This window comes from Echinicola pacifica DSM 19836 (assembly GCF_000373245.1).
GTDB lineage: Bacteria > Bacteroidota > Bacteroidia > Cytophagales > Cyclobacteriaceae > Echinicola > Echinicola pacifica.
Genome location: NZ_KB890739.1, coordinates 665,487 through 680,933 on the forward strand (window position 1 = coordinate 665,487; position 15,447 = coordinate 680,933).

Annotated in this window: 10 protein-coding genes; 3 read left to right on the forward strand and 7 right to left on the reverse strand. The window is 44.8% G+C overall.

Features of this window, described 5'->3' with window-relative positions:
- The first annotated feature begins 236 nt into the window (after positions 1 to 236).
- The 3 genes from B050_RS0107365 (at position 237) to B050_RS0107375 (ending at position 2,431) form a co-directional block, all read left to right on the forward strand.
- Positions 237 to 818 (forward strand): O-methyltransferase, encoded by a 582-nt coding sequence (locus B050_RS0107365; RefSeq protein WP_018473262.1) that lies wholly within the window; start codon positions 237 to 239, stop codon positions 816 to 818.
- 140 nt (positions 819 to 958) lie between these two features.
- Complete coding sequence (locus B050_RS0107370; RefSeq protein WP_018473263.1) at positions 959 to 1,261, forward strand: hypothetical protein; 303 nt, start codon at positions 959 to 961, stop codon at positions 1,259 to 1,261.
- A 417-nt stretch (positions 1,262 to 1,678) separates the two neighbouring features.
- A complete protein-coding gene (locus B050_RS0107375) occupies positions 1,679 to 2,431 on the forward strand; it encodes a class I SAM-dependent methyltransferase (protein ID WP_018473264.1) in 753 nt (250 codons plus the stop codon).
- 154 nt (positions 2,432 to 2,585) lie between these two features.
- On the opposite strand, the gene B050_RS0107380 is transcribed toward B050_RS0107375, so the two are convergent.
- From B050_RS0107380 to B050_RS0107410, 7 genes are all read right to left on the reverse strand, one after another.
- Positions 2,586 to 4,175: a glucoamylase family protein gene (locus B050_RS0107380; RefSeq protein WP_044201939.1), complete on the reverse strand. Its 1,590-nt coding sequence runs from the start codon at positions 4,173 to 4,175 to the stop codon at positions 2,586 to 2,588.
- A 12-nt stretch (positions 4,176 to 4,187) separates the two neighbouring features.
- On the reverse strand, positions 4,188 to 5,009 hold the full coding sequence (locus B050_RS0107385; protein ID WP_157492600.1) for a carboxylesterase family protein: 822 nt from the start codon (positions 5,007 to 5,009) through the stop codon (positions 4,188 to 4,190).
- The gene (gene bglX, locus B050_RS0107390; RefSeq protein ID WP_018473267.1) at positions 4,997 to 7,294 is read right to left on the reverse strand and encodes a beta-glucosidase BglX; all 2,298 of its coding nucleotides are present in this window, start codon (positions 7,292 to 7,294) and stop codon (positions 4,997 to 4,999) included. The genes B050_RS0107385 and bglX overlap by 13 nt, the downstream gene beginning before the upstream one ends.
- Positions 7,295 to 7,318: 24 nt before the next feature.
- Positions 7,319 to 9,292 (reverse strand): glucoamylase family protein, encoded by a 1,974-nt coding sequence (locus tag B050_RS0107395; RefSeq protein ID WP_026235718.1) that lies wholly within the window; start codon positions 9,290 to 9,292, stop codon positions 7,319 to 7,321.
- A gap of 63 nt (positions 9,293 to 9,355) precedes the next feature.
- On the reverse strand, positions 9,356 to 10,450 hold the full coding sequence (locus B050_RS0107400; protein ID WP_018473269.1) for a LamG domain-containing protein: 1,095 nt from the start codon (positions 10,448 to 10,450) through the stop codon (positions 9,356 to 9,358).
- Positions 10,451 to 10,480: 30 nt separating this feature from the next.
- Positions 10,481 to 12,016 carry a RagB/SusD family nutrient uptake outer membrane protein gene (locus B050_RS0107405; protein WP_044201944.1) on the reverse strand — a complete coding sequence of 512 codons (1,536 nt, stop codon included), beginning with the start codon at positions 12,014 to 12,016 and terminating at the stop codon, positions 10,481 to 10,483.
- Positions 12,017 to 12,037: 21 nt separating this feature from the next.
- Complete coding sequence (locus tag B050_RS0107410; protein ID WP_240473665.1) at positions 12,038 to 15,133, reverse strand: SusC/RagA family TonB-linked outer membrane protein; 3,096 nt, start codon at positions 15,131 to 15,133, stop codon at positions 12,038 to 12,040.
- Between the last annotated feature and the right edge of the window lie 314 nt (positions 15,134 to 15,447).

Sequence of the window (15,447 nt, forward strand, 5' to 3'; positions counted from 1 at the left end):
TTTTGGGTTAATTTTGATTCATGAGAAAAGCGATAAGGCGGATATCCAGGCGATCCTGTACCTAACAGTGATAGCTCGGCCATTATTCTGCTTTTACTTATTTAAAAAGGATTTCCTGTATTTGCCGTCATTTCCTGCGAGAGATTGCTTATTTTGGCAGGTGTTTTTTGCTATTTCAGGATGCAATAGTAATAAACGGAAAGGTTCACCGTATTAACTTTTATAAATAATAAATCATGAATGATTCCTTAATCACTGATATCCCAGAGATTTACGCCGCCTTGCAGCAGCGATCGTCAGAAATAGGGTTTACCATGCCCTCAGATTTGTACATTGGGAGTTTGTTGAAAACGTTGATTTCCTCCAAACCAAATGGGAAATTTCTTGAGCTTGGTACAGGCATAGGACTGTCCTTATCATGGATGGTGGATGGCATGATGGGGGACTCCTCTATCATCTCGGTGGATAATGATCCTCAACTAATCGATATTGCAGGCGCCTATTTTGGGATGAATCCGCGGGTACAGCTGATCTGTCAGGACGGAGCAGAATGGATCCGTAATTATGAGGGAGGCCCATTTGACCTTATTTTTGCAGATGCCTGGCCGGGGAAATACAGCTGTCTGGATGAGGCCCTAGCTTTGCTGAAGATCGGAGGGATGTATGTCATCGATGATATGAGCGCTCAGCCCAACTGGCCCGAGGGACATCAGGATAATGTGGATGCCCTGGTCGCAGATCTGGAGCAAAGAGAAAATTTTCACCTTACCAAAATGAATTGGTCAACAGGTATTCTGCTCGCCACCAAAATTGCTTGATTTTGGCCTATACCTAATCGCGATCTACCGTAATTATAGTAGTTTTATGGTAATTGAAGCAGTTTTTGTTAATTTTAGAGGAATTGCTCTAAATTAATGAAGTTCGCAAGTGGAAACCACCCTTTATAATTCTCACTTATATGCCAAATAGACATGCACCGAAGCATCCAGGGGATCTTCCTCTTAATCAATGGGAGCTAAGACTCATGCTGGGAGAGGAATGGGAATACTTCAGCCATATTCTTCAAAATTTCTATTGTTCCTGCGGAGAGATAGGACGGGAATTGGTGGATTATAGAGTGTTTTTGGATAATCATAATGATATTATCCTAAGAGGATCTTGTTCCATTTGTGATTCTCCCGCTGCGCGTACCATTTCTACCAGCGAGGTCGAGGAAAACGTCATCGTGGCTAAGCGGATTAGAAAGGAAAAAAATAAATGATCTACTCAGAGTTTTTTCACCATTTTTGAGCTAAGTGTAGTGGTGGAAGGATGGGCCGTAAGCGTTGGCGAAGGATGTATTAAATAGAGCGCTGCTGACTTCATGGACTTTACTAGGGCAATTTACTTTAAGGGTTTAGCTTTAAATGTAGGGATAGTCGGACAGAAGCTTTTTGTTGTGTTTTATATTATTTAGTTTCATTTTTAAGATGGTTTATACTTTTATTTTGAGAATAACAGATTTTTTTTTGGATAAACAATTTAGTGTATAGCTAGTGAATATTACCATTTTTATAAGTATAATTGTGGGCTTTAGATCAGTTGACCCTGCTTGATATTAGCGTTATTAGAAATTATATTCGGCGAATAAATAGCATTCTAATCAGTATTATTTTCACCATAAACCGCCACTTTAACTATGAAATGGAATACCCAATTATATGATCATAAACATGATTTTGTTTCCAAATTTGGTGAAGACCTTATCAATCTTATGGCTCCAAAAGCTGGGGAGAAGATATTGGATTTGGGATGTGGTACAGGAGATCTGGCGAAGGCAATTAGTCAATCGGGAGCGCAATTACTCGGAATAGATAGCAGTCCGGAAATGATCCAAAGCGCCACAGAAAAGTATCCGGATCTATCTTTTCAGGTGGCCTCCGCCGATAGCTTTGATATGCCCAATCAATTTGACGCGGTATTTTCCAATGCAGCGCTCCATTGGGTGCTGGATAAGGATATTGCGGTGGACTGCATCCATCGCAGTTTGAAGCCTGGCGGGAGATTCGTGGCTGAGCTGGGAGGTAAGGGTAATGTCTCCAATATTGTATCCGCGCTCAGAGCCTCTCTCAATAATCATGGCTATAAGGAACTTGCCCATAAAGAGGTGTGGTATTTCCCCTCTCTTTCCGAATATGCAGGCATTTTGGAGAAAAAAGGATTTCGGGTGAGCTTTGCAACGCACTTTGACCGAAAGACTCCCCTGAAAGGTGAGGAAGGAATAAAAAACTGGTTGTATATGTTCTGTAAGAATTTCCTGGACACGCTTGCTGAAGAGGAGGTGGATGAGATCCTTACAGAAGTGGAGGCTCAAATAAAACATACCAATTTTGATGATAATCAATGGTTCGCTGATTATGTGAGATTGCGTGTGCTAGCAGTGAAACGTTAAATGTTATTACCCCATAGCCCCTTGATGACGGGTGGTTTCTTTATCACTATTCTTTTCTTTGCCCCTAAAAAAAAACAAAGGATCACTTAAAAAAAAATATCCCCGAAATGCTCTCGCAGATCGGGGTACTAGGGTTTAATAGGTGTTTACTATCTTAAGGTTTGCTGGTGAAACCTAATTTTTTCAAGCCTTCTTGGATCTCCGGAGCTCCCATAAATAGGTTCCAGCCTAATCCTGTACGATGATTTTCGATCATTGCCACGATGGGACCTTGGTCGATGGCGAGGTATCGCTCAGGATAAAAGTCTGCCTCAGGGCTCAAGGCATCATAGAAACCATATCTCCCAAAAACTTTCTCACCATAATTATAATACAGGTTCTTCAGCACCTTTATGGATTCCTTAGGGGTATAAGGCATGGAGGAAAGCGCCGCAGTAGGAGAGATGACCCCGAGGTCTTCTCCTGGACGGTGGGCATTATACCCAGTCACGGTATAGCTGGCGGTAAGGCCCCATAGGTCCTCGCCATAACCTTTATAGTCTTCAGGATTTTCTACACACCATGCGCGGTTGATCAAGGTATGATTTTTATTTTCTTCCCAATAATCTGCATATTGGTCGGTGAGCCCTTTAGGGTTTAATCCCAAATAGGAATAATGCGCCCAGAATAGCGGGCCTCCCATTTTTTCGGAACCGTTATGCTTTAGTTTTAGCTTATATCCATAAGCTTCCACATCGGTATTGATCCCGCCACTGCGGGCCCAGCCCTTATGATAAGCGGAGGCGGGGATGGTGTGGGTAGGCGAGGAGGCCGCAAGGATATAGGTGATCAGGCATTCATTATAGCCTTCCAGCGGGAAATTCATTTCCCATTCATGGGTTGGCGACCAATGCCAATACAGCACATCATGGCCACCTTGCGTGTACCAGTCCCACTCCATGTCTTTCCACAATTGATCAATGCGATTCGCCAATTTCTGATCGGCATCGCTTCCGGATTTATAGTATTCTCTTACTGCAAGTAAGCCTTGCATCAGGAAGGCAGATTCCACAAGATCTCCGCCGTTGTCTTTATTACTGAAGGATTTTCCTTTGCCAGTTTCTCCATACAGCCAGTGAGGCCATACTCCATGGTAGCGATCGGCATTTTCCAGGAAGGTAGTCATCTTTTCGAAGCGCAAACGTCCTTGCTCACGGGTAATCCATCCTCGGTCTATCGCGGCGATAATACCAAAGATTCCGAAGCCTGTACCGCCGGTGGTGACCACCGACTTATCATCCTGAGGATAATTGCCATCGATATGAATCCGCTCAGGGGCAAGCCCCGAAACGGGCTCTGCACCTTCCCAAAAGTACCTGAAAGTGTAATATTGCACCATGTCAATAAGTTCTTCCTCAGTAAAATCTCTGGTGGATACCTGCACGATGCCCAAATCCTCGGCTTCCGGACTGGCGCCCACCGCTTTTACTTTATACTGTAGCTGGAGATTTTGGCCAAGATCATTGACGAAATCCATGTACATGGTGTCGGAAAGGCTGGCTCTTTTGGTGAAATCTTTACCATCCATACTCGCCCATATTTCATAGGAATCTACTCCCTGGATACTGGGCCAGTGCAATTCCACATGTCGGTCATAGCCCTTGGCGGTGATGAGGCTTTCGCCAATTTCCTCTTTGGAAGAGCAGGCAAAAACCAGGACGGTCATCAGGACTGACAGACCGATTAATAGTGCGTGTTTTTTCATAAATTCTAGGGTTTATTTATGTTTTGAAAATAACCAAGGCAGAAGTTCTGGTTCTGCAAAGGTGGGATCCCATGCATTATGGTTGGCTTCCGGATAGAGGTCATAGCGTACATCGGCATTCTCCTCAAGTAATGCTTCATAAACTCTCCTGGATAATATCGGAGGAACCACATCGTCCTTGCCACCGTGTGTCAGCCATACCGAGGTGTTTGGAGCATATTCTTTGGCTAAGGAAATATTTCCTCCGCCACAAATTGCCACCGCTGCAGCGTATTTATCCGGCCATCTGCCTAGCGTCTCCAAGGTGCCAAAGCCCCCCATCGATAGGCCCATGACATAGAGCCGATTAGCATCAACACTGAAATCCTGCTGCAGCTGATCGACCAATTCGTTGACCATATCAAGCTGCTCAGAAGGCTGGTCCAGCGATTGGCTGAAATCAGGATCGCCCTGGCCACGGAGCTCTGCACGAATACTGATGTCTATCCAGTAGGTGTCCTCAGGACACTGGGGAAATACCACGATGGCCGGGAATTCTTTGCGATTATGCTTGTCAAGAAATAAGCTGGAGCCATGGCTCAGCTGCTTCTCATTGTCACTGCCACGCTCGCCAGCACCATGAAGGAATAATACCAGGGGATATTCCTTTGAGCTCTTGTAGCCTTTTGGCAATAATAACCTATACCTAAGGGAGTCCCCAGCCTCATTTATATATACCTTATGATCAAAGAGCTTCTTGTTTTGGGCAAATAAAGTAACCGACCAACTGCTCATTAATACTACCATGAGCCATATTGCGGTTGATTTCGAGCTTCTTTTTATTAATCGTTCCATACAATAATTTCTTTTGAGACTTCCATGGAATTTGTTCCTATCATCACTTCAAAATCTCCCGGTTCAAAAACAAAATCTAAGCTATGATTATAAAATTTGAGGTCTTCCTGACGAAGCTCAAAGTGTATCTCCTGAGTTTCTCCAGCTTTGATAAATACTTTTTGGAAGCCCTTAAGCTCTTTTACAGGGCGGGTTACGCTGCCCACCACATCTCTAACATACAATTGGACCACCTCGGCTCCATCATATTTCCCAGTATTCGTAATGCTTACCTTGGCCGTGAGGGTTTGGTCACCAGCCAGCTGGCTATGGCTAAGCTTTACATCGCCATATTTAAAACTGGTATAACTAAGTCCATATCCAAATGGAAAAAGGGGGCTGTTCGGTATATCGAGGTAATTAGAGCGGAATTTCTGAAACCATTCTCCTTCGGGGAGGGGTCTGCCAGTGTTTTTATGATTATAGTAGATTGGGATTTGCCCTGTGTTTTGAGGGAAGGTAGCGGTCAGTTTTCCTGAAGGATTTACCTTACCGAATAGAACATCTGCAATGGCGTCGCCAGCTTCGCTGCCACCAAACCATACATTGAGAATGGCGGGTAAATTTTCCGTTTCCCATCGTATTGCTAGTGGTCTTCCTGTAAATAATACCAGGACTATAGGCTTACCTGTTTTGGCCAGCTCCTGGAGCATTTTGCGTTGGTTTTCTGGAAGCTCAATGGAGCTTCTGCTGGAAGATTCTCCGCTCATTTCAGCAGATTCCCCCATAGCCGCCACGATAATGTCTGATTTTTTGGCCACCTCCAGCGCTTCAGCAATCAGCTCTTCTTCTGATCTACTATCTCTATAAGTAGGCTTGCCAAAGACACTTACCCGGGATTCTAAAAGTGAATCCCTCACTATATTGGCTCCTCGAGCATGCAGAATGGTGACTTCTTCACCTACTGCATTTTTTATTCCTTGCATCAGGGAAATGGATTCTTCAAATCTCCCCGCAACAGACCAGGTACCGGTCATATTCTCGGCATTGTCCGCCATAGGGCCCACCAAGGCTATCGTTCCCTGCTTCGCTAAGGGAAGGGTTTGCTTTTCGTTTTTTAATAATACAAAGGACTGGGCGGCTATTTCTCTGGAAACTTGCCTGTTTTCGGCATTGAAGATCTCATTTTCAGCTCTTTCTATATCGCAGTATCGGTAGGGATCCTCAAATAGGCCTAGCTTGTATTTGGCTATTAATATTCTTCGGCATGCTTCGTTGATTTCCTCTTCAGTGATTTTCCCCTCTTCCAGAGAAGGTTTTAGAGTGGTAAGAAAACCCTCTCCCACCATGTCCATGTCCACACCTGCCTGTAGAGAGCGTGCGGATACGGTCTGCAAATCGCCGATCCCATGATCGATCATCTCATTGATAGCGGTATAGTCTGTCACCACAAATCCATCAAAGCCCCACTGGTCTCTCAAAACCTCAGTCATCAACCAGCGATTGGCAGAGGCTGGAATTCCCTCCACCTCATTGAAAGCCGTCATTACAGTGCCCACGCCAGCCTCAATGGCGGCCTTATACGGTGGGAAATATTCATTATACATACGCTGACGGCTCATGTCCACCGTATTATAATCTCTGCCTGCTTCGCCAGCCCCATAGAGAGCAAAGTGTTTTACGCAAGCCATAAGGGTAGTGCTGAGAGATAAGTCGTCTCCTTGATAGCCTCTGACCATAGCCTTGGCTATTTCTGAGCCCAGGAATGGATCTTCACCACTTCCTTCAGATACCCGGCCCCATCTAGGATCTCTGGATATGTCTGTCATAGGCGAAAAAGTCCAGTTGATGCCGTCTGCACTGGCTTCTTTAGCAGCGATCTGCGCACTTTTTTTGATCAATTCCATATCCCAGCTGGATGCAAGGCCAAGGGGGATGGGGAAGATCGTTTCGTATCCGTGGATGACATCCATCCCAAAAAGTAAGGGGATTCCTAAACGACTCTCCTCCACTGCCACACGCTGCACATCGCGGATTTTTGCCACAGTCTTGATATTAAATAGTCCTCCCACTTGCCCTGCCTTTATCTTGTCGGCAATATTGGAGCTGGAAGCCTGTCCCGTGGTGAAATCTCCCGCGGCAGGAAGGTTTAGCTGCCCAATTTTCTCCTCCAAAGTCATGAGGGCTAGGATAGAATCTGCTTTTTGTCGGAAAAGAGCCTCCTGCGTGCCGGTTTGCTGCGCAAATGCATTTGCACATCCCAGCAGCATAAAGCTGAAAATTAGGGGTAAATTAAGGTTTTTCATGCTTATATTTTTTTGAGTTTACTGTTAATAGCTAAATCCAAGGGCCTCTAAGCCATTTTGGATCTCTGGATCTTTCATAAAGGTGTCCCATAGAAGACCTGTTCGATGATTTTCGATCATCAGGAGTATAGGGCCCTGATCTATCGCTAGATAGGAGTCGGCATACCAATTTTCAGAAATATTGAAAGCGTCTTTAAATCCATATTCTCCCCAGCTTCTTTCTCCCAAATCGTAATAAAAATAACGAAGTGCCTCCATGGATTCCACAGGGGTATAAGGCATGGAGGACAGGGCTGCCGTAGGACTGATCACCCCTAGATCATTAGTGGGCGAATGGGCATTATAGCCTTGGTGATTATCACTGGCGGTCAGTCCCCAGGCTTCCTCCCCATATCCCGCAAAACCCTTAGGGTTTTCGATACAATAGGCTCTATTGATTTTAGTATGAGCGAGATTTTGCTCCCAATAATTTGCGTACTGATCACTTAGGTTTCTGGGGTCAAGGCCAAGAAAAGAATAATGCGCAAAGAATAAGGGGCCACCGCGGTCTGATCCCAGTGGCAGGATCTCCCCATAGAAGGTGCCGCCATTTCTAATGGAGCCATTTTTCGCCCAACCTTCTTCATAGACCCCCTTGGCGATAGGATAGGTTTCGGATGATGCAGCTAGCACATAGGTGATCAGTGCTTCATTATATCCGCGAACCGGGAGGTTCATTTCCCAGGCATATTCAGGAGACCAATGCCAATACAGGATATTTCCGCCACCTTTGGTGTACCAGGACCATTCTACCTCTTCCCAAAGTTGCGTGATCTTATCGCTCAGCGCAAGTTCAGTAGCGCTGCTCGTATTTAAATAAGCTCTTACGGTGAGCAGGCCTTGGATCAATAAGGCTGTTTCTACCAAATCCCCGCCATTGTCCTTAGTGCTGAAAGGGATAGTTTTCCCAGTTTCACCATGGATCCAGTGTGGCCAGGCCCCATGGAAGCGGTCGGCTGCGGCTAAGAAGTCCACCATCTTGACCCAGCGGCTTATCGCCTCAGTTCTGCTGATAAAGCCACGCTCTACCCCTACGATCATCGCCATGGCTCCAAAACCAGAACCACCCGTGGTCACTGTATTGCCTGAGGTATTTCTCTCTCTCGTCATGCCACTCACTGGGTGCCCAAAAGACCAAAAATACTCGAATGTCTGCCGCTGAACTTTCGTGAGTAGCTCCTCATCAGAGATAAGTGGGAATTTCGCTATTCCATTGGTTCCTGTGTAAAAGGCGAGGGAATATCCCCCAAAATATTCACTATGCTCGCCCAGAAGCTGCTCGCTGATCGAAAGTGTATACTGTTTTAATTCCTGCAAAGCAGTGGTAGCACTGATGCTTAAGGTATGAAAGTCCTCGGACCACTGAAATTCCAGAGAGCCTGCTTGGTCACCGGTGATTTTGACCAGATTTCCTATATCGGATCTGGAATTTTCGCTAATCGGTGCATCAAATCTCAAAGTGGCTTTTAAACTTGGATTGACCTGATGGTATTTATTGGTGCCTAATTTTATTCCTTCCTCGAAATTGATTTCAGTAAGCAACATCTCCCCGGCCTTCGTGCTAAATATAAGTGTAGCACCAGCGAAACCTGCGGTGTTGGTGGAGTGGATGGAAGGTGAAATTTTTAGGGTATAGGTTCGACCCGTTTCTAATCCTCCCTTAGGAGATAGGGTCAATGTCTTTTTATTGGTCAATAAGTTATAAGAAAAGTCTATGGTGTTACCCTCATTATCGGTAAGGCTGATGGCAGCAGGAAGGGCTTCTTCTGCTATCCCATGAGAAAAAGTCAAGGTGATAGGGCGATCGGTAGGTGCATTGTCAATGGAGCTGCCGTCGGGATCCAGCGATTGCTCACCGATGGATGCGGTCTCCAGGCTGAGGTTGGGAAGGTTTTCCTCCTCTTTGGCACAGGAAAAAAAGAAAAATGCAATGCATAGTATAAGAATGGAATATCTCATATAAATAAGGAGAAAAGGGAAGCCCAATACTTAGCATGGGCTTCCCAGGGGAATTAAAATATATTACGGCTGTTCGTCATTCATAATCTCTTGTACTTCTGCTTGGCTAAGCGCCTTATCGAATATTCTCAATTCATCTAAGAAGCTAAGGTCAGACAGGTGGCCCCATCCTGCAAATCGTGGGGCTCCCGAACCGATGGAAAGCAAGTCACAACCCTCCCAGCTGATGCCTGGATAGGATCCTTGTGAGGCTATATTTCCATTGATATAGAGGGTGCACTGATCAGCGCTAATGGTGAAGGCCAGGTGTATCCATTCTGTACTAGTAGCAGGATCAATCGAAGCGGCATCTCCGCCATCAAACCAGTTTTCGGAGGTTCCTGTACCCACATTGAGCTTGAAGGTTTGACGGGTGGCGCTTCCTTCTCTGAACAATCTGAAACCAGCGGTTCTATTGTTCATATTCTGAGGATTGGCTTCGTCTATTGGTCCCATTACGAGAATACCTGCTCTATCAGGTACATTATTGATCTTGTACCAAAAAGAAGCAGAGAACTCTGGGTTTGCCAAACTAGCTCCAGGATAGGTCAGGTAAGCACCAGTCGCACCTGCATAGGCATTGGTTCCTGCCACACTTTGTCCTGCAAAACCGGGGTTGCCTACCTCATTTGCGGGGCTGATCGTTACCAAATCCACATATTCCCCATCAAATGGAATATAGAAAATCTCATTTTCATACTCAGATTTGTAAGGAGGGACTTTATCAAAGGTCACCGTAGAAACAGTGGTCTTGTCCGTAATATCATTAGCGCTGATGGTCATGGTATGGGGACCATTGGTGATATTGTCCACCGGAACCTGAAGGGCCGCTCTTCTATAATCCTTGAAATCATTATAAGATCCGATTTCCTTGCCATCTATGCTGAGGGTAATTGAGGCAATTTCGATATCATCCTGCACCTCGAATTTTGCGGTGATGGCGGTGACATCCTCCGTTACCCGGATCAAAGTACCCTCTACAGGGTAGGAGATGGCGATCTGCGGCGCAGTTTCGTCCTCACCTGGAGCTACATAATTGAGCTCATCAATATAACTATCTGTACAAGCAGATGCGGATGCTAAAAAGGCAACTGCTATTATTTTAGATGTAAAATTCATGTTCTTTGGGTTATGGGATTCCAACTATACTTATTGAGCACTACCTGCAGATAACTGAGGAAGAATGTCCATCTGAGCTAAAGGGTATGGCAGGTACCGATCGGATGCCTGATAGTTTCTTCCCTCATAGTTTAGTGGAGCGGTCTGATCATAACGCACTAAATCATAAAAGCGAATTCCCCACTCCATACCGAACTCGGCATATTTCTCATCCAATACCTGCTCCAAACCTACGCCGCTCAGAGGGCTTAGGCCCACGCGGTTTCTTACTGTATTGACCGCGGCATCAGCAGACATGGCTGTGCTGGTCGCCCCATTCACCAATGCCTCTGCATGCATTAATAAGATCTCAGCGTATCTGATGACGGTGAAATTTTTGTTTTCTCCATAAGAGAAACGTCCCTCCGTAAGCTGGTTACTTGGAAGATATTGCTTGCCACTCAGGAAATTATACCTCGGGTGATCATTGAATACATCTCCATCAGGTGAGATATTACTTACCCATGCAGGAAGGCTGGCAAATGCTGGGTCAGTCTTGATTTCGTTGATGCCGGAAGGAGTAAATAATACCGTGGTGGTCAATCTTTCCATCTCATTTCGCTCAAGCATAAACTTCACATACTTAAGGCTCGGCTCCCAGAATCCCCATCCGCCACCAGCGCCAGTTACTGCTGGAGTCCAGTTAGAAGGTCCAAAGAAATCCCATAAGTATCTATTGGAAGTTCCTGAAGGATTGCCATAATCTGAATATTGCAATTCTAAGAGGTTTTCACTGTTTAGCTTTCCTGGGATTTTGAATAGTTCGTAATAATCAGGCTCTAGGATAAATTGTCCATCAGAAATGATCTCACCGGTAGCATCCGCGACCTGCTGGAAGTTCTTGTTTTCCAGGTTGGCCATGGCCTTCACCGCTAAGGCGGTGTATCGCGTTACTCCACCAGGGACGTCTGTCCTTTGGTTTGGTCTTACACTAGGGAGATTAGGGATGGCCTCATCCATCTGAGCGGAAATATGGTCCATCACTTCTGCGAAGGTGCTCAGGTCCACATTGTATAGATCACTGGGCTGGGAGGTTCTTGGGATCAGAATGCTTCCCCATAGTCTTGCCAGTTGAAGCAATTCAAAGGATCGCAATACCTTAACCTCAGCGATATATTGACTGGAAAGGGCCGCGCTGGCGCCTGCATCCTGATACTTCTGGATCTCCTCCATCGCACCATGCCAATATAAAATATCGGAATATAAATTGAGCCAGGTGGAATTGTACATCCAGAAGTTTCTGTCGTACTCGTATAGATCTGTTTTGGTAAGTGGCTCTTGATCTCCACCGGCATCCACATCATCTCCTCGGACACTGATTAGTGGGAAGGTCTCCCATTGGAGGGAGTTGAATTCTGCGTAGGAGCCATTGAGCAATAGGACCATATTCTGCGATTGAGTATAGTCGGTTTCATCTGCAATGACAACATTTTCTAATGGCGTATCAAGCAGGTCGGAGCAGGAGGATAATACCCCTAATCCTAAACTTGCGGCCAATGTGTATCGTGTTATTTTTGATAATTTCATGGTTAATCTCAGGTTTTGGGATTAAAATTTCAGGTTTAGACCTACGGTATATACCGCTGGGATAGGGTAGGTTTGACGGTCAATTCCGTTAGCTACTTCCGGGTTAAACCCGTTATAGCTAAACACGGTCAATGGTCGCTCAGCCGTGAAGGTGATCCTTGCCGCTGGCATTTTTTGACCAAACAACTGCTTGTTCAACAGGGAATAAGCCAGTTGCACGTTTTGGATCCGGAAGTAAGAGCCGTCCTCTACAAAGTAGGTGCTGAAATTTTGGTTCCAGCCTTTTCGTAAACCTGCCGCGGATGGGTATTTGTCCGAAGTGCCTTCTCCTCTCCATAGGTTATCAGCAAGCTCCGCATCAATATTAGTGTCATTGGTGAAGATGATTTCACCTCGCTTACGGTTCAGGATTTTATGACCTACTTGCCCTTGGATCAAGGTGGAGAATTCAAAAGCCTTGTATTTGAATCCCAGATTAGCACCATAGGTGAATTCAGGAAGGAATGAGCCCATTACCACTCGGTCAGCATCATTGATTAGTCCATCACCATTTTGATCTTTAAACTTGAAATCGCCAGGAACCAGACCATTTTCAGATATAAATTCATTGGTATAACCACTGTTAGTGATTTCTGCCTCGTTCTGGAAGACCCCTTCTACCTCATATCCAAAGAAGGATTGGAAGGGTTGGCCAAGGATGGAGCGTTGTCTGAATTCTGCTGAGCCTCCGTCTAGGCTTTCAGGCCCTCCTAAGCTAAGTACTTGGTTTTTTAGCGTGGAGAAATTACCACCTATATAGTAGCTAAAGTCTTTGGAGATATCTTTCTGCCAGTTTAGGGAAACTTCCAGCCCTTGATTTCTAATCTGACCTACACTTCGTCTTTCAGTTGCTCTGAAAACTGGGGGGATAATGCTCACCGCCAAGTTTTTGGTGTCTCGGATAAAGTAATCTGCATCTAGGGAAAGCTGATTATTGAAGAATTTTGCATTAATCCCAAAGTTCTTCTCAACCGTGGTTTCCCACTGGTCAATTAGGTCATAAGTTGGATTTAGCCTACGGCCAATTACTCTGACATCGTTGATTGCTGTGCTGGTTTCTTCCAGGGTAGGGACTCCTACGGATGGTGTGATACCATCATTTCCTAGTTGACCCCATGAAGCTCTAAGTTTCAAGAAACCGATAGCAGGTACATCAAAGAAGTCCTCTTCACTGATCACCCAACCTGCACCAATGGTGGCAAAATTTCCCCACTTCTGCTGGAATTTATTATTGCCATCTCTTCTAAAAGTACCGTAGAGCAAGTATCTCTCATCATAATTATAAGCAACCCGCCCAAAGAAGGATAGGTAATGCAGCTTACTATTCAAGGTGGATCCATTGCTGTCCCCAATACCATTGACATCATAGTTCTCTGCATTAGATAGATACCAATATTGCTGATTATTCCAGGTGGGATCAGGATTGATGCCCGTGCCTGTAGCAAATAATACCTCGCTATACTCACTTCTATAAGACTGGCCTGCCGTCACTGTTAATAAGTGATCGCCCCAGTTATCTTTATAAGTAAAATAATTATCTACAATCTGATCAAATGCTGCTGCTGATTGCTTCCTTATTGAGGATGGAAGTTCTGTCACCCCATTGCTGTATCTGAAATTTACATTTCGGTTAGTGATCACATCTAAGCGATAATTATAGGCGGTCCGGAAAGATAATTTATTAGGAATAAGGTCTAACTCAGCATGGATATTACCATTCACCTTAGCGACATTATTTCGGTTGTCGTTATAAAGCAATGGATAGAAAGGGTTTTGGCTGTTTCTATAGCCCACATTTTGAGCATTGGAAAGTCGCTCAGGGAAGGCGTTGGTATTTTCTGCATCATATACCGGGATGATCGGGACGGCAAAATAGGAGTTGAACCAAGCAGCACTTTCTCCTACATACTGTTGAGAAGCACTGAAATTGAAATTTCCACCTACCGTCAACCATTCACGTATATCTGTGTCGATTTTAGCCCTGATATTTCCTCTCTTATAATCATTCCTTGCCTCATTTAATAGGCCTTCCTGAGAGAAGAAACTGCCGCCAATGGAATAACGTGTTTTTTCTGAACCTCCATTAAAGGAAAGGCTATGGTTTTGGATGGCTGCTGGGCTCATCACCTCGCTGTACCAATCAGTGTTTACATCTGGTAAGCTTGGATCCACACGAGATCTTCCATATCGCTGAATTGCATTTTGGACAAATTGCATATCTGCTGTGGAGCCTGTTTCATTAACATATTGAACAAACTGCTGTGCATTCGCCATTCTAAGGACGTTTTGAGGGACTTGTACCCCATAATAGCCATCGTAAACGATCTCTGGAGATTGCTCGTATTTCCCTGACTTGGTCTCTATCAATACGACACCATTGGAAGCTCTCACCCCGTAAATTGCGGAAGCGGAAGCATCCTTAAGTACAGATATACTTGCAATATCATTGGAGTTCAGGAAATCGATATTATCAAAAAACATCCCATCTACCACATATAATGGAGCAGCATTGCCTTCAAAGGAACCTACCCCACGAACTCGAACAGTAGGAGAAGCTCCCGGAGCGCCATTGCTGACAATCTGAACACCAGCGACACGGCCCTGAAGGGATTGCATGGCGTTAGGGGTGGGGGTTTTTACGATTTCATCCGTTTTGATGGTCGTGATGGCCGAAGTCAAATCTTTTTCCTTCTGAGTACCATAGCCGACCACTACCACTTCATCGAGAGAACTGATGTCCTCACCTAGAGTAAGGTCTATTTTACTTCGACCATTTAATGGAACCTCTTGGGTTTCGAAACCGATAAATGAAAAGATTAGGATGGCATCATCTGTGCCGACTTCGAAGGAATAGTTGCCGTCTAGATCGGTGACTGTACCATTGGAAGTGCCTTTCTCAAGGATGTTGACACCTGGGATGGCTAGACCACTCGGATCTACGACCGTTCCGGAAACACTGTTGGATTGCGCTAATGCCGATGACATCGTGGCAGTCCAGCAAAATAGCATAATCAAAAGAAGCTTGGCCAATTTGGGTTTGCAAGGCTTCTGTGATTCCTTACTTATGCGTAAAGACATAACCATAAGAATAACATTTTGGGTTCTAAAAACATTAAAATTTCAATCGGTTGCAGCTTGCGCTGAATCGTGATGAAAAGGTATAAGAAAGAAAAGTGCCAAGCTTAATTTTTGTTAAAAATTGGTCTTTAATTTCTCGTTTTTAGAAGCCAATTGATCTTGTTTTTTCCTAGATAAATATCAATACAAAAAGGGTCTATAGCTTTATATGAGGGCTTTTTTGCACCCTTATCCCTGTTAAATACTAAGCTTGTTTTTAGCCTCCATTTTTTGCCGGTTCAAAGGCATTTTTCTGAAAATTCGGGGGTATTTCT

Coding starts and splice junctions, on each gene's coding strand:
- B050_RS0107365 (WP_018473262.1), top strand. CDS start 237: ATGAATGATTCCTTAATCACTGATATCCCAGAGATTTACGCCGCCTTG.
- B050_RS0107370 (WP_018473263.1), top strand. CDS start 959: ATGCCAAATAGACATGCACCGAAGCATCCAGGGGATCTTCCTCTTAAT.
- B050_RS0107375 (WP_018473264.1), top strand. CDS start 1,679: ATGAAATGGAATACCCAATTATATGATCATAAACATGATTTTGTTTCC.
- B050_RS0107380 (WP_044201939.1), bottom strand. CDS start 4,175: ATGAAAAAACACGCACTATTAATCGGTCTGTCAGTCCTGATGACCGTC.
- B050_RS0107385 (WP_157492600.1), bottom strand. CDS start 5,009: ATGGAACGATTAATAAAAAGAAGCTCGAAATCAACCGCAATATGGCTC.
- bglX (WP_018473267.1), bottom strand. CDS start 7,294: ATGAAAAACCTTAATTTACCCCTAATTTTCAGCTTTATGCTGCTGGGA.
- B050_RS0107395 (WP_026235718.1), bottom strand. CDS start 9,292: ATGAGATATTCCATTCTTATACTATGCATTGCATTTTTCTTTTTTTCC.
- B050_RS0107400 (WP_018473269.1), bottom strand. CDS start 10,450: ATGAATTTTACATCTAAAATAATAGCAGTTGCCTTTTTAGCATCCGCA.
- B050_RS0107405 (WP_044201944.1), bottom strand. CDS start 12,016: ATGAAATTATCAAAAATAACACGATACACATTGGCCGCAAGTTTAGGA.
- B050_RS0107410 (WP_240473665.1), bottom strand. CDS start 15,133: ATGTCTTTACGCATAAGTAAGGAATCACAGAAGCCTTGCAAACCCAAA.